We start from the raw sequence: 22,530 nt of genomic DNA, 5'->3' as shown, positions 1-22,530 counted from the left end.
GATTATGAGAAGCTCCGTTTCACCGTCCCGTCCGATATGCGCTTAGAGCAGCTCATCGGCGAAAACACGCGTACGTTCTGCTCCGTGTTCCCAAACGGCATGCTGCGCGTTGTCAACGTCGAACGTGTTTTAGAAAACTGTGCTTGCCGCGGCACAGGGGAGATCACCCTCCGTATCGAAGACGATATCATCACGGAGAATAACGGCACATGGCGCCTGCACTTTGCCCCCGGCGAGCAAAATAAAGTTGAAAAAACCGACGCCGTACCGGACCTCATCCTCAACATCCGCGCCTTTTCTGCCCTCATCACCGGCGCCCGTGCCGCCGCCGATATCCCCTGGATGCCTGACGTCCGCCTCCTCCGCCAAGCTCCTGCCGTCCCCAACGTCTTCTACCCCAAAAAGTGCTCCATGATGGATCTGTTCTAAGCATATTAATTTTATTGTAGGATTATTAGTAACAATTACGAAAAAAAGAAGAGATTATAGGGGGTAATTAGTGCGTTGCACAGGATTTAAAAAACGAATTGACAATAAGCGTGTCGAATGGTATAATTAAAAATATGTAACAGTATTTATTAAGAATATAAGGTGCGTGAATATAAATGAATAACAGAAAGTTTGCGCTTTCTATGATCATGAAGTTCTCCATTTTTGCATTGCAATTCGGCTTTTTTGCCATGGTTTTGTTCCAATATTACGGCCCAAGACTTTTCCGTAGAGCAGACAGCATCGGATATGCGGTCACATTGATTCTCTACGCCATCGTATACGTAGCACTCGGCAATCTTTTCCGTGCGTTTAAAATTACAGATTATTCCATAGCAGAAACTATTTTTTCGCAGTTCCTGTCCTTTGGCATGGCAGATTTGCTGCTCTATGGCGAATTCTGCATGATTCGCCATAATTATGTAAACTTAATTCCCGGCATTCTCACGGTGCTTTGCCAGCTTTTGGCGGCAGCGTGCTGGGCTCTTGTCGGCAAGCGTTTTACCATCGCGTTCGGCAAGCCGGAAAAGACCCTCGTCATCTCCGGCGCGGATAATGTGAATGAGTTTCTACAAAAATTTGATAAGATTGGTCATATTTTCACCATCGAAAAGGTCGTTTCTGCGGATATTCTGAAGGGCGACTGGAAAAAAGAAGTCGCTCCCTATCAAGCTGTCATTTTCTATGAGGTTTCCTCTAAAAAGCGTTCAGAGGTGATCTGGTACTGCATGCAGAGCCGCAAAAGCCTCTATATCACGCCGCAGCTCAGTGAGATCACCATGGAAGGCTTCGGAGCGCGTCATCTGATCGATACGCCCATGATGAAATATGAGTACCGAAGCGAGCGTTTCTGGTACAACCTTGTCAAGCGCGTGGTCGATATTCTGCTTTCCCTTACGGCACTTATTCTGCTTTCCCCGCTGCTTCTTCTTACAGCCTTGGCCATCAAGCTCGAGGATCGCGGCCCTGTGTTCTATAAGCAAAAGCGCTGCACCAAAAACGGCGAGGTTTTTGAAATTCTCAAGTTCCGTAGTATGATCGTAGATGCGGAAAAAGGCGGCAAATCCATTCCGTGTCGCTCCGGCGATCCCCGCATCACACGTGTCGGTCGCGTCATCCGTAAACTGCGCATCGATGAATTCCCGCAAATTATTAACGTCTTAAAAGGTGATATGTCCATCGTCGGCCCACGCCCGGAGCGCATCGAACACGTGGAAGAATACACAAAAGAAATCCCCGAGTTTTCCTACCGCCTGCGCGTCAAAGGCGGCCTGACCGGCTATGCCCAAATTTACGGCAAATACAACACGAGCCCCTACGATAAACTGCGGCTCGACCTTCAGTATATTGAAAAACAGTCAATTTTGCTTGATTTAAAGCTGATTCTGCTGACAATCAAGATCATGTTCGTGCCGGAATCTACAGAAGGCTTCACAGAAGAGAAGTCTGCTCAGATGACGGAGAAAACCAAGAGTATAAATGAAATTGAAGAATAAATTCTTGATTTAATAATTGGAAGGAGAATTAGTATGCGTAAAAAGTATGATTATCTCATTGTAGGCAGCGGCCTTTTCGGTTCCGTATTTGCACACGAAGCTACACTGCGCGGCAAAAAATGCCTTGTGCTGGAGCGCCGCGATCACGTTGGCGGCAATATTTATTGCGAAGAGATCGAAGGAGTCACCGTACATCGTTACGGTGCACACATTTTTCATACGGCAAATCGCCGCGTATGGAAATATGTAAATGATTTAGCAGAGTTTAATCGTTTCACGAATTCACCAATCGCAAATTATAAAGGCGAAATCTACAACATGCCGTTCAATATGAATACGTTCTCGAAGCTTTGGGGTGTTGTAACACCGGACGAAGCACGTGAAAAGATTGAAGCACAGCGCGGCGTCGTAACAGGCGAACCCAAAAACCTCGAAGAGCAGGCGATTCGCCTTGTCGGCACGGATATTTACGCTAAGCTCATCAAGGGCTATACGGAAAAGCAATGGGGCAGACCTTGCACGGAGCTGCCGGCATTCATCATCAAGCGTCTCCCTGTGCGCTATACGTATGACAATAACTATTTTAACGATCCGTATCAGGGCATCCCAGTAAACGGCTATAATGAGATTATTGATAAGCTGCTCGATGGCATTGAAGTGCGCACTGATGTGGATTATCTTGCGAATCGTGCAGCGTATGATGCGCTTGCGGAAAAAGTCGTTTATACAGGTACGATTGATTCTTATTTTGATTATAAATGCGGTGAGCTTGAGTACAGAAGCCTGCGCTTTGAGACCGAAGTTTTGGATACACCGAATTATCAGGGCGTTGCGGTCGTCAACTATACGGACCGTGAAACGCCGTATACGCGCATCATCGAGCACAAGCATTTTGCGTTCGGTCAGCAGGAAAAAACGGTCATCACGCGCGAATATCCTGCGGTTTGGCAGCAGGGGATGGAAGCATATTACCCTGTCAATAACGAAAAAAACAGCGCGCTTTATCAACAGTATAAGGCACTGGCCGATGCCGAACCGAACGTGATCTTCGGCGGCAGATTGGCAGAGTATAAATATTATGATATGGATAAGGTTATTGAGGCAGCGCTTTCGGCTGTGGAAAAAGAATTTGCGGAGTAAGACATTATGATGGAAAATGTAAAAGTCAGCGTGATCATGCCTGTGTATGGTGTAGAAGCTTACGTTGGCAAAGCAATAGAGAGCATACAAAAACAGACTTATAAAAACTGGGAGTTTTTCTGTGTAGATGACGGTACAAAGGATCGCAGCGGTGAGATTTGTGACGAATATGCAGCAAAAGATCCACGCATCAAAGTCATTCACAAGGAAAACGGCGGTGCGCCAAGCGCAAGAAATGTCGCAATCGATCAAGCTACCGGAAAGTATTTGTATTTTATGGATTCCGATGATTGGGCGGAGTCGACCATGCTGGAAGATATGGTGACGGCAGCAGAGAAGAACAGTTCCCAGTTTGTTGTAACGGGCTTTTATATTGATACGTATTACACGGATTCGGAAAAATTTGTGCAGGAGCAGGCGTATAAGGATTGTGTGTATCCCACACAACAGGCGTTCCGTGAGGACGCCCATCACCTGTTTGATCTGAATTTGTTGTATTCTCCGTGGAATAAGCTCTTTTTGACAGAGTATGTAAAGGGCAACGGTATTTATTTTCCGCAGACCTTCTGGGATGATTTCCCGTTTATTTTAAGCGTTATCCGCGATGTGGAGCGCGTTACGGTGCTTTCCGGCAAGTATTATCACTTTATCCGCAAGCGTCAGGAAAGTGAGACTGCGCGTTACAGAAGCGATATGTACGATAAGCGCGAGGAAGAACACGGCTGGATGATTGACCTTTATGAGCACTGGAATATTCATACGCCGGAAACAGAAGAATTCCTCGCACGCCGTTATTCCGAGCGCCTTATCGGCTGTATCGAAAATGTAACAAACCGCAACTGTGCGCTCACCACAAAAGAGAAAAAAGCGAAAATCCGTGAAATGATTTCTACCCCGACAGCAATGCAGTCTGTAAAGCTCACCAAAGCGCGCTCAGCCTATATGAAGCTCATGCTTGTGCCGCTTAAAATGCACAGCACTGGGTTGACGTATCTTGAAGGTCGCATTATTTCCAAGGTAAAGTCCGGTAATACAGAGCTTTTTGCTAAGCTGAAGGCCGGTAGATAACGGAGGCTGTAAATGGATAGGACAACTCCGTTTTTCAGCATCGTGATGCCCGTATACGGCGTTGCGGATTATTTGGAACAAACGCTACAAAGTGTGGCTGCACAGACTTTTGAAGATTTTGAAGTCATTTTGGTTGATGACTGTTCGCCGGATGCTTCTCCGAAAATTTGCGATGCGTGGGTCAAAAAAGACGAGCGTATGACCGTACTGCATCTGCCCGAAAACGGCGGCCTCAGCAACGCACGCAACGCCGGTTTCCCGCATGTGCGAGGAGAGTATGTGTTCTTTATGGATTCCGACGACGTGATCGATGCGAATCTGTTGGAGCAAGTAAAAGCCTCTTTGGAAGTAAACAGGGCAGACGTTGTTGTCTTCGGACTTTTAGAGCAGTATTATGACCGCGCAGGTGTTTTAAAGCAGACTTTCCCGGTCGCAGCGGAAAAAACGCTGTATCTGTATACGCCGGAAGACGTGCGCCGTGAGGTTATTCATTTGGAGGAAAAAACGCTGTACGGCTATGCGTGGAACAAAGTCTACCGTGTTCAGTCCTTGCGTGAAAGCGGTGTGGTATTTGAAAAGATCACGCTGATTGAGGACATCAAATTCAACGTTTCTTATTTTGATTCGGTGTGCTCCATGAACGTGCTGAACACAACACCGTATCATTACTTGAAGCGTATAGACGGCAGCCTGACAAATAAATTTCTGCCGGATTATTTCACACTCAACGCGGAGCGGGTTTTCTTGGTGCTGGAGCAGTATAAAAACTGGGGCATGTGCACAGAAGAGGTGCGCAGAATTTTAGCCAATATCTATGTGCGCTACCTGTTTTCCGCCTTGCAGCGCAACTGTGATAAACGCTCTGACATGAACCACGCGCAGCGCAAAGAATGGCTCAAGCAGCAGTATAAAACGCCGTTGTGCAAAGAACTGCTGTCGGCGGTTCAGGCAAGCGGCACGCTTTTCAAGTGCATGGCAAAGGCGTTTTGTGCAGGCAATATCCCGTTGTGTCTGATGATTGCTCGCAGTATTTTTGCAGTAAAAAGCGCGTTTCCCACGGTCTTTTCGACACTCAAACAACAGCACTGACCGAATTTGCTTGTTTTTAGGAGAAAGTATGGAAGTTCTGATCGGATATATGATAGACGGCAGAAACAGCGGTATTGATAAATATCTTTTGCGTGTTCTGCGTGTCTTTTATGATGCAGGTATACACGCGGACATTCTCACAGGAAAGGATAATGTAGATTTACGTGCCTGCTTAGCGCCGTTTAAAGCAGAAATCCACGAGATTCCCGGATTGATGCACCCGCAAAAGCAGTATAAAGCGATGCGGAAAATCTTATCTCAAAAATCTTATGATGCAACATATTTCAATATTTCAGAGCCGATGCACTGTATTGGTGCCAAAGCCGCACACGATGCCGGTGTATCGCGCGTGATTTTGCATAGTCACAGCACGTCCCAGGGAGAAAGCAGCATAGTAAAAGCATTTTTGAAGTCTTTCATGAATGGCAGAAGCCGCAACAAGCTGCCAAAGTACGCCAATGATTATTACGCCTGTTCCAAAGCCGCAGCAAAATGGTTGTTCCCATCGGAATTGGTTGAACAAAACAAGGTGAAAATTCTATACAATCCGATCGAAGTAGAGCGCTATGCGTTTGATTCTGCTGTACGCGCAAAAATGCGCAGTGTACTCGGATTTTCGGAGAAAGACGTTGTGCTCGGGCATATCGGTAACTATGTCACGGCTAAAAATAGCGCTTACCTTTTGAAAATTCTGCAAAAGACACGTGAAAAGCTGCCGAACGCCAAGCTGCTTTTGATCGGCGACGGGCCTGATCGTCTGGCAGTGGAAGCACAGGCAAAAGAAATGCAGCTATTTGAACATATGCAGTTTTTGGGAATTCGTGACGATGTACCGTCGCTTTTGCAGGCGATGGACGCATTTTTATTACCGTCACTTTTCGAGGGATTACCTGTTTCTGCAATCGAAGCACAAGTCGCGGGCTTGAAAACATTTTTAAGCGACCGTATCACGGATGAAGTAAAGCTCACAGATGATTGTGTTTTTCTTGATATCGAAAACAACGGAGGAACGTGGGCAAATGCGATCGTAAATGCACAGCCGTGTGTTCATAAGGATGTCCACTCGTTCCGCGAACAAATTCGTCCGTTTGACTTAGATGCACAAAAAGAGGAGATATTATCCATATTGGGTTAGGGGGAAGAAGTTGTTATGAAAAAACTCGCCGACCGCACATTTTGGTGGATTGAACTATTTGCCGGCTTAGGGTTTATGACCGTCGGCTTCTTTCAGGATTGCTCGCTGACATTCGGTACGGCAATCATTTCTTTAGCATTATGGCCAACACTGTTTTTATCTGCCGCAGTCTGCGTATATCGATTTTTACACTTTAAGACGTACAGTAAAAGCCGTGGCTTTTGGCTGATCGCAGCACTTTGCGTAACCTATCTGCTTTCAACCTTTTTGAATCGCCAGTATGGTTGGTATGAGAATATCCGAACACTCATCATGCAGGGAATCTTATTCTTAATGGTGTATTGCTATAAGGAGAGCCGTTCCGCGGAAGATATAAGAAAGCGGCGCGTTTGGATTGGATTTTATTTAAGTGTATGTGCTGTACTGACCGTTATGAGTTTTGCTTATATGCTTCTCGGAAAAAATGAGATCTTTTATCCCGAAACACCGGAAATGCCGCTTTACTATACTGGCTTTTACTGGGGACGCCTCTACGGTGTCTATTGGGATCCGAATATCGGCGCTTTAATGTGCTGCGTCTCACTTTTGCTTGCAATTGGTGTTTTCAGTAAAAATCACAACATCATTTTGCGTATTGCAATGAGCTGTTTGGTGGCATTAGATGTGTTGTATATCACGTTTTCAGATTCCCGCGCGTGCCGCATTGCGCTCACTGTCGGCGTGGCGGTTTGTGCCGTGCTTTATACGGTTAAAAGCCGCAGAAGAGGAGTTACCGTTTTGCTTGCTGTTGTAGCGGTTGTAGCCTCGGTAGCTTTGCCGACAGCTATAAAGACAGTTTATAATAACAGTGTGGCAGTTATGGAGGAAAAAGAAACTGTGAGCGCAAGCAGTTCAGCGAAACCAAGTGCAGCAGCAAAGCCAAGCGCTGAACCCGACGCAACAAAGGTGACAATCCGCCCCAAAGAAACGAACGCGGCAGATATATCAAATCGCCGTATAGATATTTGGAAAAGCGCAATCGAGATATTTAAAGAAAAACCGGTTTTCGGTGTGGGGCATAACACAGTTTTGGCTTACGTTGAAGCCGAACAGGAAGACTCCTATTTAATCAATAACGACCACATGCACTTTTCCAGTATGCACAACGCCTTCTTTGATATTTTAGTCGCACAGGGCGCTGTGGGCTTGCTTTTGTATCTTGCGTTGGCTGTGCGGTGTATCATTGCCGTATTTAAAAATTGGAAACAGATTTCTATGCAGCTGCAAGGAATCGCACCGGCGTATTTAGCCGTTTTGGCAGCCATGGTGTGTGCAAGCTGTTTCATGTCTGAAATTTTGTATGTCTGCTCGCCGATGTCCTTTATGTTCTGGATGGCCTTAGGTGCATTGATGCAGACTGTAAAAAAGGAAGAGGGGGAACATTATGCAAAAAGTGCTAAGCATCTCAGTCGCAGCGTATAACGTAGAAAAATTTATCGAACAGTGTCTTGATTCCTTTATCGATCCTGCAATTTTAGATCGTGTGGAGGTCCTCGTGACCGATGACGGCTCCAAAGACCGCACACCGGAAATTGTTTCCACATATGAAAAAAAATATCCCGGAACATTCCGTTTGATCTCACAAAAAAATGCAGGACCCGGTTCCACTGTAAATAGCGGCATCAAGCACGCTACCGGAAAATATTTTCGTATGGTAGACGGTGATGACTGGGTAAACACAGCACAGATGGGCGCTTTTCTGGATATACTGGAAAAGACAAATGCCGATATGGTCTGTGCGGATCATTGCTGTGTAGACCATGAAACAGGGCAAAAAAAAGAAGAGAAAACGAACGTTGCTCCGTGTATGGACGTGCCGTTTTCTTCTGTTTGCGATCAACTCACCGTGGCGATGCACAATGTGACCTATCGCACGGGTATTCTGCAAAAGAATAACGTTCATCTTGATAACTGTTTCTATACAGATGCAGAGTACCTTTTGTACCCCATCCCGTATGTGAAAACAGTCACCGTTGCTCCGCAAACAATCTATATGTATCGTGTTTCGCTTTCCACACAGAGCATGAATATCAACAGCTTACAGCGCAACTGTGCGATGCACGAGTTGGTACTCGGTCACCTTTCCGATGCATATGCGGCGTATGAAAACAGCGGTACGTCAGAACCAAAAACTGCCGCATTCCTACGCAGAAATATCACCCGAATTGCCGGTATGCAGCTTTTCATTTATCTGACAGCCACAGACAGCAAAGCGGCAAAGCAGTCCGCAAAAGCTATGGTGAAAACGATTAAAAGTAAAAGCGAAACGCTTTATACCGAACTCAATGGTGCTAAGAGCTTTAAAATGCTGACATCTACAAATTTCCTGCTTTTCCCGGTACTTGCTTCCATGAAAAAGCGAGAAGTCGGTGCAAACGGTTAAGAGGATAACATGGAAAAACAGTAGAACGAAAGCGAATTGTTTATTTTGATGTGTTAAATGTTTTGGCATGTCTTTGCGTTGTAGGTATGCATTGCAACGGCGCAGTTCATGCGTTTTCCGATTCTTCTGGCTGCTGCCATTTTTGTATTCATAAAGTATGCTTGCGATTATCCGATTTTTCGAAACGAGAAATTTATCCGTCTCATCAAATGGCTTTCAGGGGCAAGTTTTGGAATCTACTTGATACACGTGCTGGTTATCGATCGAATTACATCGTGGTTTTCGGTCGATACATTAAGCGGATGGTGGCGGCTATTCGGTGCGTTTGCGGTTTATTTTGCCGCTCTGCTGCTTGTAAAGGTATTGCAGAAGATCCCGTATGTCGGCAAATATTTGTTTCCATAAAGATATATACGGTAAGAATTGCGGAGCTTACCGTGCGGTTTAGACCGAAAGGATAAAGGTTCTGCTTATGAAAGGGAAATCCCTGAAATTAAATTTTGTGATGAACGCCATTCTCACAATGTCGTCCATCATTTTTCCGCTCATCACCTTCCGCTATGTTTCCAATATTCTGTTGCCGGATGGAACAGGCAAGGTTTCGTTTGCCATCTCGTTAATCACCTATTTCAACATGTTTGCACAGCTTGGCATCCCAATTTACGGCATACGCATCTGCGCTATGGTGCGAGATGACCGGGAGCAGCTGACGCGAACGACACACGAACTGCTCGCCATTAACCTTGTAGTCGGGGCGTTATCATATGTTGCGCTGGCACTGGCCATTATTTTTGTGCCGCGGCTGCGGGAGGACAGAGCACTGTATATCGTGGTCAGCTCTATGATTCTGTTTTCTGCCATTGGTATGGAGTGGCTCTATAAAGCTTTGGAGCAGTACACTTATATTGCGGTGCGGTCGATTGTCTTCAAGATCATCGCCATGGTCGGCATGTTTCTTTTGATCCACCAAAAAAGCGATTATGTAGTTTATGGAGGCATCACCGTATTTGCATCCAGTGCTGCAAATATTATCAATTTGTTTCATGCGCGAAAGTACATCGATTTTCACCCAGTCGGATATTACAGCATACACCGTCACTTAAAGCCGGTGCTGATCTTTTTCGCCATGTCCTGTGCCACGACAATCTATACTAATCTGGACAACGTGATGTTGGGCATCATGGCGACAAAGACACAGGTCGGCTATTACGATGCCGCCGTGAAGGTGAAAGTGGTTTTGGTCAGTCTGGTGACGTCCCTCGGCACGGTACTGCTGCCGCGTGCGTCGTATTACGTTGAGATGGAGATGAAGGGTGAATTCAGGCGTATTAGTGCAAAGGCTCTGAACTTCGTCATGCTGGTGGCACTGCCGCTGATGATCTTTTTCATGCTATTTGCCGAGCAGAGCATTCGTTTCCTGACCGGCGGCACACTGTATGAATCGGCAACCCTGCCTATGCAGATCATTATGCCGACGCTATTGTTCATCGGCATCACAAATGTGTTGGGCATTCAAATTCTTGTGCCGCTTGGGCGTGAAAAAACAGTGCTCGTTTCCGAAATCGTCGGTGCTGTTACCGATTTAATATTAAATGCGATTTTAATTCCGCAGTACGGCGCGTCCGGCGCGGCTATAGGTACGCTTGCCGCCGAGTTTGCGGTGCTCGTGGTGCAGTATATTGCGCTGCGTTCAGAAGTGCGCGGTGCTTTTCTGGATATACATTATTTTAAAATTTTTGCAGCACTCATTCCGGCTGTGCTTAGCGCAGTTTGGGTCAGTCATCTGCAAATCGGCACATTCTGGTTGCTGGTGTTTGCAGCAATATTGTTTTTTGGCCTCTACGGCATCGTCTTACTGTTGCTCAAAGAACCGCTCGTAAAAGAGATTGTGTTCGGGTTGCTTTCAAAACTTAAAAGAAAAAATAAGGCGGATGACGTAGCTTAATTGCATCATCCGCCGTAAAAGCTCGGTACAGATTGTGCCGAGTTTTTTTATCCCCTCCCCACATGCACCAAATGCGCGATGCCCGGTATGCTCTCGCCCTGCTGCGAAGAGGTTGTGGACATCAGCGCGCCGGTCGCCATAAAGAGAATATTTTTCAGCTCTCCGCGATCCATGCGGTTCAAAATATGCCCGCATAATACACCGGCTGAGCATCCGCAGCCGGAGCCACCCGCGTGCACGTCCTGTGCCTCGCGGTCAAATAGAATCAGCCCGCAGTCCTCGTGGTTGCGCAGACCGATCCCGTTTTCGCGCAGCAGTTCGTATAATAATTTTGTGCCAACCGCCCCGAGGTCGCCTGTGTAAATGCGGTCGTAGTCCTCAGGCTTTGTCGCCGTATCATTAAAAAAATCCAGCAAAGTCTGCGCTGCAGCGGGGGCCATCGCCGCGCCCATGTTCGTCATGTCGGTCACACCAAGGTCGGTGATGCGCCCCACGGTCGCGTGCCGCACTTGAATGTCGCCGCTCATACCGAGCACCGCGCTGCCCGAAGCTGTCGCCGTCCACTGCGCAGTCGGCGCGCGCTGGCTGCCGTATTCCAGCGGCGTGCGGAATTGTCGCTCCGCCGTGCAGAAGTGGGAAGAGGTCACCGCGCAGGCGTAGTTCGCCGCGCCGCATTCCACCATGATGGAGGCCATGATGAGCGTTTGCGCCATCGTGGAGCACGCCCCGTATTGCCCAAGGAACGGAATGTCCATTCCGCGCAGACCAAACGTGCTCGAAATGCACTGGTTCAGCAGATCTCCCGCAAATACCATGTTAATGTCCTGCTTTTGAAGCCCCGCCTTGCGTATCGCAAGGTTCGCGGCTTCCGTTTGCAGCATGCTTTCCGCTTTTTCCCAGCTTTCCTGATTCAAATAAGAATCGAGAAACGTCTGGTCAAAGTCGCGCGCCAGCGGGCCCGCGGCTTCTTTTTTTCCGCACATCGCCGCGTGGCCCAAAATCGCCGGGCGGCGCTCAAATAGAAGCGTGTAACGTCCGAGTCTTTTCATAAGCCCTCCTTAAAACAGCCCGATGATATACAGCACGATCCCGTACAAAACCGAAGCCGAAATGCCGAACACCAGTACCGGCCCCGCCACCGTGAACAGCTTCGCGCCGAGGCCCGTCACAAAGCCCTCGCTTTTGAATTCCAGCGCAGGGGAGACCATTGAGTTCGCAAACCCCGTAATCGGAACCAGCGTGCCTGCCCCGGCGTATTTCGCTATGTTGTCGTATACGCCGCAGGCTGTCAGCGCGGCGGAAATGAAAATGAGCGAGATGGAAACGCACGTCCGCGCGTCTTTTAAATCGAGCCCCAGCAGCATGAACGTGTTCGCAAGTGCTTGCCCCAGTGTGCAGATGGCCCCGCCGGATAAAAACGCAAACAGGCAGTTTTTCAGTACAGGGGAGTGCGGTGAAGCCTTCTGCACCATCGCGTCATATTGCTGCGGTGTTTTCTTTTTCATACGACCACCCTTTCTGTTTAACCGGGTTTATTGTGCGTATCGAGGTAAAAGATATTCCACATTTTTAAGATTTTAGTTGATTATCTCAAACAGAGCGTGTATAATCAGTTGCAGGTGATATTATTATGTCTAAACTCAGCATCCTGAAGCAGAAAACTAAGCGCGATGTGGATATGACGCAGGGCAGCATCTTCCGCCACCTCATCACATTCGCGTTTCCGCTTCTCATCGGCAACATTTTCCAGCAGCTCTACAACACGGTCGATACGTGGGTTGTCGGAAACTATGTCAGCAACGAGGCTTTCTCGGCGGTCGGCACGGTCGGTCCTGTTATCAACATGCTCATCGGCATATTCTTAGGGCTTTCCAGCGGCGCCGGCGTCGTCATTTCACAGTATTACGGTGCAAAGCGGTATGATAAGGTGCGCGATACCGTCCACACCTCCATCGCCATGACGCTCATTTTGGCTGTGCTCTTTACAGTCATCGGCATCGCTATGATCCCCTTCGTGCTCAATTTCATGAAGACCCCGGCAGAGGTCATGCCGGAGTCCTCCGCATACCTCACCATCTACTTCGCGGGCGTCATCGGCCTTATGCTCTACAACGTGGGCGCGGGCATTCTGCGTGCCGTGGGTGATTCCAAGCGCCCGTTCTATTTCCTCGTCGTCTCCGCCGTGCTCAACATCATTCTCGATCTCGTCTTCGTGCTGTCGCTCGGCATGGGTGTTGAGGGCGTTGCGTATGCGACCATTATCTCGCAGGGCGTCTCCGCCATGCTTACGATGATTACGCTGTTCCGCACGGATTCCTGCATCAAGGTCGAGCTCAAATACTTGAAGCTCGATAAAGAAATGCTCGCGAAGATTGTGCGCGTCGGCATCCCGGCCGCCATCCAAATGGCGATCACCGCGTTCTCGAACGTATTTGTACAGTCTTATGTGAACTACTTCGGCGCAGACTGCATGTCCGGCTGGACAGCGTACAGTAAGATTGACCAGCTTCTCTTCCTGCCGATGCAGTCTCTCGCGCTCGCGTCTACCACATTCGTCGGACAGAACCTCGGCATCGATCAGGTCGCCCGCGCCAAGAAGGGCGCACGCACAGCGTTTATCATGTCCGTCGTCGCAACCGTCATTCTGACAATCCCGTTGCTCATCTTCGCGCCGCAGCTCGTCTCGTTCTTCAACGGTAAAGCAGAGGTCGTCGCATACGGTTCCATGCTGCTGCGTTATTGCTCGCCGTTCTACGTGTTCTGCTGCGTCAATCAGGTCTACTCCGGCGTGCTGCGCGGTGCAGGCAATTCCCGCGCACCGATGATTATCATGCTGAGCTCGTTCGTCGTCTTCCGCCAGATTTACCTCTTTATCATGGCGAACTTCATCTCCAACACCATCATTCCCATCGCCTTAGGCTACCCTGCCGGTTGGCTCGTGTGCAGCACCCTCACACTGCTCTATTATCGCCACGCCGACCTCTCCAAGAGCCGTCTCGTCGAAGACGCAGAGAAAAAAGCAGAAGCTTCAGGAAAAAGCCGCATAAAAGCTGTATGAAATACAGTTGTACAAAATACAACAAAATGGCCCCTCGAACACCGCATGCACGTGCCGGTGTCCGAGAGGCTTTTTTCATTTTCGCAAAATCGTACTACCTTTCCACCTTTTCTCCTCGACAAAACCAAAATTTTTTCAAAAATCCATCTTTAGATGGATTACATTTCGCGCAAAATATGATATATTGTGGTTATAAACCATAAAAGGGGAGTAGAGCACATGAATGAAGTCGTCATCAAGCCATCGCTGCGCGAGCAATTCTTACAGGGTTGGGCTCAGTGCCGCGTCATTTTCTTCAGCGCGCCGTGCGGCTTCGGCAAGTCTACAGCCGCCACCGCCTTGCTCAGCAATCACAAAACCTGCGTGTTTTCGGCAGAAGACCCGGAATTCCTGCACGAGCCCGTGCCGAAAAATGTAGATGCGATTGTGATCGATTCCCTGCCCGCGCTCAAAGACCCGGAAGATCAGCAAACGCTCTGCGCATGGATCCGCGAAAATCCGGAGCTGCACTTCGTCATTTTAAGCCGCGGCGTGCTGCCCGGCTGGCTCATGCCATTCCGCTTTACGGGGCTTTTGCAGCTCATCGAGGCCAGAGATCTGCTGTTTGACCGCGATACCGTGCGTGTTTTTCTGGAAAAGAATGGCTGCACACCAACGGAAGCAGAGATCAACGTCATCATCCACGATTCTCTCGGCTACCCGCTGGCCCTAACGGCGCTTTCGCGCCTGATGCAAAACGGTCAGCCCTATACGCCGGAGATCGTCGGCATTGTGCAGCAGGAAATCTATCACTATTTTGAGGATAACATCTTCAACCGCTTTTCAATGCCGCTGCGCCGTATGCTGCTCGACATCGCCCCGTTCGATACATTCGACGCCGAGCTTGCCCAGATGATTTCCGGCGACAGCCACATCAACGAGCTTATTTCCATCGTTCGGCACGATACCACCATGCTTTTAAATGCCGATGCACAGAAATACCGCTTCTGGAGCTTTTTCCAACAGTTCCTCCTGTGGGAACTCCGCCAAGTCTATACGCCGCAGGAGCAGGCCGCAGTGTACAGCCGCGCCGGGCTTTACTATGAGCTGCACGAAGATTACGAGCATGCGCTCGAGTGCTATTCGCGCTGCAAAGACCACCGCCGCGTCTCGGAAATGCTCATCCGCAACGCAGAGCAGCACCCCGGTGTGGGACATTACTATGAGATGGAAAAGTATTACTATGCCATCCCGAAAGAGGAGATCCTCCGCTCGCCATCGCTCATGTGCGGTATGAGCATGCTCACGTCCCTCTGCATGGATTACGAAGCCTCCGAAATGTGGTATTCCGCCCTGCAGGAGTATGCCGCCCCGCTCAAAAAGACCGACACCGCCTACAAAGAGGTGCGCGGCAAGCTTGCATATCTCGATATCTCCCTCCCGCAGCGCAGCAGCAAAGGCATCGCAGAGAATATCGGCAACTATTTCAAAATTCTAACGGATAAAAGCTTGCAAACACCCACGTTTTCTGTCACCAGCATGCTGCCAAGTCTTATGAACGGCGGCAAAGATTTCTGCTCGTGGTCCAAGCACGATGAACTGCTCTACAAAACCATCCGCAAGCCGATGGAGGCTATTCTCGGCAAAGACGGCATCGGTTTTGCCGATTGCGCCCTTTGCGAAAGCAAATTTGAAAAAGGGGAGGATAACCTTCCGTGGCTCATGACGCTTGTAGCCCAGTTGCCCGAGATCGAGCGTCACGGTACGCCGGATATGACGTTTGCCATCATCGGTCTCATGGCGCGCGCCCAAACGAAGCAAGGCAACGCCATCATGGCGCTTTCTTCTTTAGACAGTCTGCGAACAGAGTTTGAGGAGGACAACAAGCGTTTCCTGCCGAATATCGATGCCATGCGCTGCCGTATATGGCTGCGCACCGGTGAAATGGAAAAGGCAGAGCAGTGGTACCGTACATCTGCCCCGCAGATCACGCCGCGCATCCGTACCATGTGGCGCTACCAGTATATAACGCGTGCCATGGTTGAGATCGCGCTCGGAGAAGAAAATACCGCGCTGCTCACATTGGCCTCACTCATCCCGTTCTGTGAGCGCTGCGGTCGCGTGATGGACCGCATATATATCCGCATCCTAACGGCCGTTTGCTATCAGCGGCAAAATAACGCCCGGTGGCAGGAGGAGTGGATGCAGGCGCTTGATGCCGCCCATGAGTACCGCTTCGTTATGCCTATTGCGCAGTTTGGCGCCGCCGTAATGCCCATGCTGACGTTTACCGGCTACAAAAAGGACGAGTCCTTCTTTTCACTCCTTTTACAGGAAACGCGCCGTCAGGCTGTTTTGTACCCGAATTTCTTGCGTCCCATGCCGCGGCTCTCAGAACCGCTTTCGCCCGCAGAAACGCAGGTGCTCCGGCTCCTGTGCGGCAACCGCAGCAACCAGGAGATCGCCGACATCCTCGGTGTCAAGGTCGCCACCGTCAAAACGCATGTCATCCACATCCTCCAAAAGCTCGGCGTCAAACGCCGCGGCGACGCCAAAGAAGTCGCCCAAAAGCTCCATATCATCGAGTTTTGACGAAAACTCCCGACTGCCGCAAATGATGAACCGCAGCAGTCGGGAGTTCTTTTTATTTAAATATTTAATTTCAGCTTACTTTTCCAAAAATCCCTTCAGCGCCGCATAGTCCACATTCTCCGGCTTCACTTCGTCAAAGAACTTCAGCAACTTCTCAGCCAGCACGCGTACACCGCCGACGGAATTGCTTTCGATATTCAGCGGTAGAATGGGGTCGTGTACGCTCATGCGCAGCAGGAACCAGCCGTCGCCGTCGTTTTCCGGGAACGAAATGCGGATGCCTTCGCGGTTGTCCGGCGCAATGTTCCAGTTGTGCGCTTTCGCGTAGCTTTCAAGCGCCGCAATGGTGCTCTCACCATAGGGGCGGAAATCCTCCGCGGTAATGGGGAAGCGCAACTCTTTTTCTTCCTTGGCTTCCTTCAGATCGGCGATGAGACTATCGAGCGATTTGCCCTCGCGGCGCAGCTGTGCCGCCTTAATGATGATCTTCGTCACCAGATAGGCACCGTCGTCAAGGAAGTAGTTCTCGCGCAGCGCCGCATGGCCGCTCGTCTCAATCGCCAGCGGGCAGTTCACACCCTCGTTATTCAGGCGTACCGCTTCGTTGATGACATTCTTGTAACCGCGCTTAAAGCGGTGATGCTTGCCGCCGAGCGTCTGCTCAATGTAGGTCTTGAGTCCGTCAGACGTAATGGAGTCCGTCACAATGGTGCCGCCCGGGTTGCCCTCCAGCGCAATGGCGGAAGCAATCGCCACAAGACGGTTGCGGTTGATCTCTTCGCCGCGGCTGTCCACAGCGCCGCCGCGGTCTACGTCTGTGTCAAAAATTACGCCAAGGTCCGCACCGGCCTTCACGGTCGCCGCGCAAACGCTCGCCATGGCCTCCTCGTTCTCCGGGTTTGGAATGTGGTTCGGGAAGCGGCCGTCCGGCTCCAAAAACTGGCTGCCCGTAATGTCCGCACCAAGCGGCTTCAGCACGTCGTTTGCGTAAAAACCGCCCGCGCCGTTGCCGGCGTCCACAACGATCTTAAAGCCCGCAAGCGGATGCGCATAATCTTCCGCGTTCACGCCCTTGCGGATCATCTCGCGCAGATTATCTGCATATTTCGACATATAGTCCACCGGCACCAGCGTGCCGTTGTCGGTCTCCTTCGGCGCAGCGCCGTTCTGTGCATATTCCAAAATCTCGGAAATATCCGGGCTGTCAAGGCCGCCCGCAGGCGTGAAGAACTTCAGTCCGTTGCGGAAGAACGGATGGTGGCTCGCCGTAATCTGCACCGAGCAGTCGCACGGCAGCTCCAAAACCGCCATGAACATCGACGGGGTAGAGGCAAGGCCGCAGTCGTAAACCGAAGCACCGTACGTCGTAAACGCGCGGAACAGCGCCGCCGCAATACGGTCTGCGGAAATGCGGGAGTCATGGCCGACGGCAATTTTCAGCCCCTCGGCGCACTTGTCCAGGTGCTTTTCGCACCAAACGAGAAAACCGGCTGCAATGCGCTCCACGACCTCATCGGTCAGGTTAATTGGCGCGCCGCCGCCTTCACTTGCAACACCGCGAATGTCAGTGCCGCTTTTCAAAGTTTTATAGGCAAACATGGAAAAGACCTCCTGTTTCATTTTGCATTTTATCCAAGCTTATTATAATACAACTCCCGTAAAATGAAAAGAGCTTTTTGATTTTTGACAAATACGTTTTAGTATGGCTAAAATCGTCTACAAACTGCAAGCTGTAAACCGAAAAATTGCAAATTTCATGTAAAATCAAAAATTTTTTCAAAAAAGTGTTGACAAAATGAAATATTGGTGGTATAAACTTAGCATAATAATTCAAGGGCACAGATGAAGAGAAGTACCCGGCAGACCGCTTTGCACAGTGAGCGGGGGAGAGTGTGAACCCCGCGTAAGCACACCGGCGAATAACACTTCGGAGCCTCAAGCCGAAAAGATGCGTATATCTCAGTAGGTGCGACGTGTGGCGGCGCGTTAAGCCGTGCCTGTCTTGTTAGAGACAGTAAAGGTGATCTTCTTTATAAGATAATTTAGGTGGCACCGCGGATACAACAGCTATTCGTCCTAAGAAATTGGGACAAACGGCTGTTTTTTTATTTGCGTTTGGACTGAAATTATTTTATTTGGAGGGAACCGATATGTGTTCGATTATGGGTTACACAGCAAAAGACATTCGTTTGGAAGATTTACGAAAGGGCTTTGATAAAACCGTTTCCCGCGGGCCGGATATGTCCCGCACACTGGAAACGCCCGCAGGTTGGCTCTTTTTCCACCGCCTCGCCATCATGGGCCTCACAGAAGAAGGCATGCAGCCGTTTGAGCTGGACGGTTCCGCCGTCGTCTGCAACGGCGAGCTCTACGGCTTCCGTTCCGTTAAAGAGGAGCTCCGGAGAAAAGGCTACACCTTCAAAAGTGACTCTGACTGCGAAATTTTACTCCCTCTCTACAAAGAAGAGGGCACCGAGATGTTCAAGAAGCTCGACGCCGAGTTTGCCCTGATTATTTACGATGCCGAGACTGATAGCTTCATCGCTGCGCGCGACCCTATCGGCATCCGCCCGCTCTACTACGGGTACAGCGAAAGCGGCCACATTGTGTTTGCCAGCGAGCCGAAAAACCTCGTCGGCCTGTGCCATCGCGTTATGCCGTTCCCGCCGGGCCACTACTATAAGGACGGCAAATTTACCTGCTACTGCGACATCGCCGAAGTCGAAGAAGTTTGCCGCGATGACCTCGAGACTGTCTGTAAAAACATCCATGATAAGCTCGTTGCCGGCATCGAAAAGCGGCTCGATGCCGATGCCCCGCTCGGTTTTCTTCTCAGTGGTGGGCTCGATAGCTCCCTCGTCTGCTCCGTCGCGGCAAAGCTTTTAAAGAAGCCCATTCGCACGTTCGCCATTGGCATGAGTGAAGACGCCATCGATTTAAAATACGCCCGCGAAGTTGCCGATTACATTCACAGCGACCACACCGAGGTCATCATCACAAAGGACGATGTTATCGAAAATCTCGAAACCGTCATTGCGCTGCTTGGCACGTATGACATCACCACCATCCGCGCCAGCATGGGCATGTACCTCGTCTGCAAAGCCATTCACGAGCAGACCGATGTCCGCGTGCTGCTCACCGGTGAAATTTCCGATGAGCTCTTCGGCTACAAATATACAGATTTCGCCCCCAGCGCCGCTGCGTTCCAAACGGAAGCCCAAAAGCGCGTGCGGGAGCTTCATATGTACGATGTGCTCCGCGCCGATCGCTGCATCTCCGCCAACTCGCTCGAAGCCCGCGTTCCGTTCGGCGACCTCGATTTCGTCAAATACGTCATGTCCGTTGATCCTGAGATGAAGCTCAACAAGTACAAAAAAGGCAAATACCTCCTGCGCCACGCGTTCGAGGGCGATTACCTCCCGCTGCCGATTTTATACCGCGAAAAAGCCGCGTTCTCCGATGCCGTCGGTCACTCTATGGTCGATTACCTCAAGGCCTACGCCGAAACAAAGTATACCGATGACGAAATGAAGCTCCGCGCCGCAAAATATCCGTTCGCAACGCCGTTTACGAAAGAATCCCTTCTCTACCGTGAAATTTTTGAAAAATACTATCCCGGTCAAGCGGAAATGGTCAAGGACTTCTGGATGCCGAACAAAGCGTGGGAGGGCTGCGATGTCAACGATCCCAGCGCCCGCGTGCTCGCGAACTACGGTGCCTCCGGCGAATGATTGGAAAGATTCATAAACTTTCTCAATGTTTAACAAATTCACTGAAAATTTAACCTGAATGCAACACACCTTTTTTCCGTTTAGCCCTTGTGTATTCTCTGCTGTTGTGATAGAATAAAGCCATCATAGGATATTATGGTTTTCCACATAGAACCCTATCGGCAAACCATAATGAGACTAAATCTCATATCAAAGGAGAGATGACTGATGTCCAAGATGATCGAACTTCACGACATCGATGTTCCGGGCTTCCTGTCTGTACTGGATAGCTGCGAGGGCAATGTGTATCTGATGACGCGCGACGGTGATAAGCTGAACCTGAAAAGCAAGCTGTGTCAGCTCATCGGTCTTACGTCTCTGATCGAAGGCGGAAAGATCGCAGAAGCCTTTGTGGTCTGCGATAATGAAGCGGATGAATCCAAGCTGTTCCGCTTTAACCTTTACAAGGACGAAACGCAAGGTAAGTAAAGAGTAGGATTTGCAAAGTAAGCTGCTGCAAGTAAAAACTGCGGCAGCTTTTTTGTATCACGTAAAACAAATTATGTAAACAAAAAGGAGAGACTCATGCCACAAAAAAGAACCGGCGCAGTCCGTCGCCGCCAACCCCGGAACAAAAAAACGCTTTCCGCCGTCATCAGCGTCGTCCTTGTGCTCGCGGCGGTGCTTGTCTATTATTTCCCGGAGCTTGAAACGTACCTCACCGGTGCACCGAACACAGACTCAAGCGCCCCCGCACAGCCCACTCAAAGCACCGACGCCGCCGACTGCGCCGTCTACTTTTTAGATGTCGGGCAGGGGGATAGCATTTTAATTCAAATCGGCACCGATTACAACATGCTCATTGATGCCGGCACCCGCGAAGCGGGAGAGACTATCGAAAGCGACCTTCAGGCGCTCGGCGTCACATCGCTCGATGCCGTTGTCGCCACGCACCCGCACGCGGACCATATCGGCTCCATGAAGCAGATTATCGAGGATTACACCATCGGCACGTTCTACATGCCCCTTTTGCCCGACGACCAAACGCCCACCACCGCTACATACGAAAATATGCTCGATGCCCTGCTCGACAAAAACGTCCAAACCGAGCAGATCTCCACCGATACAAAAATCTCCGCGCCCGAAAACGCCAATTTTGCCGTCCTATCCCCGGAAAAGGACGAGATATTCGATAACCTCAACAACTATTCCGCTGTTCTGCGCTTCACCTACGGCAATATCTCCTTTATGCTCACCGGCGACGCCGAAACCGAAGTTGAAGAGAATATCTTAGCACGCGAAACGGACATCACTTCAAACGTCTTAAAGTGCGGCCACCACGGCTCATCCACATCGTCCTCCATGGATTTTCTCCGCGCCGTGAACCCCGCCGTCGCCGTCATATCCTGCGGGCAGGATAATAAATACGGTCACCCGCACCACGAAACGCTCGAAAGCCTTTCCGAACGCAACTGCAAGATCCTGCGCACCGATACAGACGGCACCGTCGCCGTTACAACGGACGGCAATACGTATTCTGTCTATACGTGGTCGGCGGAAAACGGCCTTTCTCCGGCAGCGTAAGTTCGCGTAAAAAATTTTGACGAAAACACAAATCTATGCTATACTGATAAAAATAAATTCCGACCCATGACGGAAATAAAGGATGGTTTTTATGCTGACAGAAAGCAAAAAGGCGTTTATCGAGTTCATGATGTCCGCAGACGTGCTGCGTTTCGGCTCCTTCGTCACGAAGAGCGGCCGCAATACGCCGTACTTCGTCAATACCGGCAACTATAAGACCGGCGAGCAGATCGCAAAGCTCGGCAAGTTCTACGCATCGCTCATCAAGGAGACCGTCGGCGAAGATTTCTCCGCCATGTTCGGCCCGGCGTACAAGGGTATTCCGCTTGCCACAGCCGCCGCCGCGTCTCTCTATAACGAGTATGGCATCTCGAAGCCCTACTTCTTCAACCGCAAGGAAGAGAAAGACCACGGCGAAGGCGGCAGCCTCGTCGGCTACAAGCCGAAGGACGGCGATAAAATTATTATCATCGAAGACGTCATCACCGCCGGCACCGCCGTGCGCGAGACCATGCCGATCCTCTATGGCTGCGGCAATGTGAAAGTCAACGATATGTTCATCTCCGTCAACCGCTGCGAGGTAGGCAAGGTTCCCGGCAAAACCGCCATCATGGAGGTCAACGAGGAGTTCGGCATCAAGGTCCACGCTATCGTCACCGTCGAGGACATCCACGAGTACTTAAAGCAGTCCGAAAAATACAACAATATCCTCCCCGCCATGGAAGACTACATGGCAAAATACTGCATCCTGTAAAATTAACAAGCGCATAAGAACACCCCGGCAAGCCATCCAAACCGCCTGCCGGGGTATTTTCATATTATC

General features: G+C 49.9%; 19 protein-coding genes. 16 read left to right on the top strand and 3 right to left on the bottom strand.

Annotation, left to right across the window (positions count from 1 at the left end; translation table 11 throughout):
• The 10 genes from ACLTX1_RS10135 to ACLTX1_RS10090 all read left to right on the top strand — a co-directional run.
• A partial coding sequence (locus ACLTX1_RS10135; RefSeq protein WP_412330889.1) for a sterol carrier protein domain-containing protein occupies positions 1-429 on the top strand: 429 nt, incomplete at its 5' end.
• Positions 430-605: 176 nt separating this feature from the next.
• Positions 606-1,985 (top strand): exopolysaccharide biosynthesis polyprenyl glycosylphosphotransferase, encoded by a 1,380-nt coding sequence (locus ACLTX1_RS10130; RefSeq protein WP_308449691.1) that lies wholly within the window; start codon positions 606-608, stop codon positions 1,983-1,985.
• Between the two features lie 33 nt (positions 1,986-2,018).
• Positions 2,019-3,125 carry a UDP-galactopyranose mutase gene (glf, locus tag ACLTX1_RS10125; RefSeq protein ID WP_308449692.1) on the top strand — a complete coding sequence of 369 codons (1,107 nt, stop codon included), beginning with the start codon at positions 2,019-2,021 and terminating at the stop codon, positions 3,123-3,125.
• Between the two features lie 6 nt (positions 3,126-3,131).
• Complete coding sequence (locus ACLTX1_RS10120) at positions 3,132-4,193, top strand: glycosyltransferase family 2 protein (RefSeq protein WP_412330888.1); 1,062 nt, start codon at positions 3,132-3,134, stop codon at positions 4,191-4,193.
• Positions 4,194-4,205: 12 nt separating this feature from the next.
• Positions 4,206-5,282, top strand: coding sequence for a glycosyltransferase family 2 protein (locus tag ACLTX1_RS10115; RefSeq protein ID WP_412330887.1), 1,077 nt, complete (start codon positions 4,206-4,208; stop codon positions 5,280-5,282).
• 28 nt (positions 5,283-5,310) lie between these two features.
• Positions 5,311-6,417 carry a glycosyltransferase gene (locus tag ACLTX1_RS10110; protein WP_412330886.1) on the top strand — a complete coding sequence of 369 codons (1,107 nt, stop codon included), beginning with the start codon at positions 5,311-5,313 and terminating at the stop codon, positions 6,415-6,417.
• Positions 6,418-6,432: 15 nt separating this feature from the next.
• Positions 6,433-7,878 (top strand): O-antigen ligase family protein, encoded by a 1,446-nt coding sequence (locus ACLTX1_RS10105; RefSeq protein ID WP_412267061.1) that lies wholly within the window; start codon positions 6,433-6,435, stop codon positions 7,876-7,878.
• Positions 7,841-8,839: a glycosyltransferase family 2 protein gene (locus ACLTX1_RS10100; protein WP_412330885.1), complete on the top strand. Its 999-nt coding sequence runs from the start codon at positions 7,841-7,843 to the stop codon at positions 8,837-8,839. The genes ACLTX1_RS10105 and ACLTX1_RS10100 overlap by 38 nt, the downstream gene beginning before the upstream one ends.
• Positions 8,840-8,947: 108 nt before the next feature.
• The gene (locus ACLTX1_RS10095) at positions 8,948-9,244 is read left to right on the top strand and encodes a hypothetical protein (protein ID WP_412330884.1); all 297 of its coding nucleotides are present in this window, start codon (positions 8,948-8,950) and stop codon (positions 9,242-9,244) included.
• 67 nt (positions 9,245-9,311) lie between these two features.
• Positions 9,312-10,784, top strand: coding sequence for a flippase (locus ACLTX1_RS10090; RefSeq protein ID WP_412330883.1), 1,473 nt, complete (start codon positions 9,312-9,314; stop codon positions 10,782-10,784).
• Positions 10,785-10,831: 47 nt separating this feature from the next.
• Here the strand turns inward: ACLTX1_RS10090 and spoVAD are convergent, their stop codons facing one another.
• Both spoVAD and spoVAC read right to left on the bottom strand, forming a co-directional pair.
• Positions 10,832-11,833, bottom strand: coding sequence for a stage V sporulation protein AD (spoVAD, locus tag ACLTX1_RS10085; protein WP_412330882.1), 1,002 nt, complete (start codon positions 11,831-11,833; stop codon positions 10,832-10,834).
• Between the two features lie 9 nt (positions 11,834-11,842).
• Entirely contained in the window at positions 11,843-12,289 is a 447-nt protein-coding gene (gene spoVAC / locus ACLTX1_RS10080) for a stage V sporulation protein AC (RefSeq protein ID WP_176819907.1), read from the bottom strand.
• Positions 12,290-12,516: 227 nt separating this feature from the next.
• Between spoVAC and ACLTX1_RS10075 the strand changes: the two genes are divergently transcribed.
• Together ACLTX1_RS10075 and ACLTX1_RS10070 are read left to right on the top strand one after the other, a co-directional pair.
• Positions 12,517-13,842: an MATE family efflux transporter gene (locus ACLTX1_RS10075; RefSeq protein ID WP_412330890.1), complete on the top strand. Its 1,326-nt coding sequence runs from the start codon at positions 12,517-12,519 to the stop codon at positions 13,840-13,842.
• 219 nt (positions 13,843-14,061) lie between these two features.
• Positions 14,062-16,413: a LuxR C-terminal-related transcriptional regulator gene (locus tag ACLTX1_RS10070; RefSeq protein ID WP_412330881.1), complete on the top strand. Its 2,352-nt coding sequence runs from the start codon at positions 14,062-14,064 to the stop codon at positions 16,411-16,413.
• Positions 16,414-16,488: 75 nt separating this feature from the next.
• Here ACLTX1_RS10070 and ACLTX1_RS10065 read toward each other — a convergent pair whose 3' ends face one another.
• Entirely contained in the window at positions 16,489-18,012 is a 1,524-nt protein-coding gene (locus ACLTX1_RS10065) for a phosphomannomutase/phosphoglucomutase (protein ID WP_308449704.1), read from the bottom strand.
• Between the two features lie 551 nt (positions 18,013-18,563).
• Here ACLTX1_RS10065 and asnB point away from each other — a divergent pair.
• The 4 genes from asnB to pyrE all read left to right on the top strand — a co-directional run bounded on the left by asnB (position 18,564) and on the right by pyrE (position 22,461).
• Positions 18,564-20,144, top strand: a complete 1,581-nt coding sequence (gene asnB / locus ACLTX1_RS10060; RefSeq protein WP_308449705.1) for an asparagine synthase B — start codon at positions 18,564-18,566, stop codon at positions 20,142-20,144.
• A 207-nt stretch (positions 20,145-20,351) separates the two neighbouring features.
• Entirely contained in the window at positions 20,352-20,612 is a 261-nt protein-coding gene (locus ACLTX1_RS10055; RefSeq protein WP_176819914.1) for a hypothetical protein, read from the top strand.
• Between the two features lie 96 nt (positions 20,613-20,708).
• Positions 20,709-21,707: a ComEC/Rec2 family competence protein gene (locus ACLTX1_RS10050; protein ID WP_412330880.1), complete on the top strand. Its 999-nt coding sequence runs from the start codon at positions 20,709-20,711 to the stop codon at positions 21,705-21,707.
• Between the two features lie 94 nt (positions 21,708-21,801).
• Entirely contained in the window at positions 21,802-22,461 is a 660-nt protein-coding gene (gene pyrE, locus ACLTX1_RS10045; RefSeq protein ID WP_373367785.1) for an orotate phosphoribosyltransferase, read from the top strand.
• Positions 22,462-22,530 lie beyond the last annotated feature (69 nt).

Origin of the sequence: Hominenteromicrobium sp., assembly GCF_046974225.1 — a bacterium.
Lineage (GTDB): Bacteria > Bacillota > Clostridia > Oscillospirales > Acutalibacteraceae > Hominenteromicrobium > Hominenteromicrobium mulieris.
This window is presented reverse-complemented; position numbering and strand designations above follow the sequence as displayed.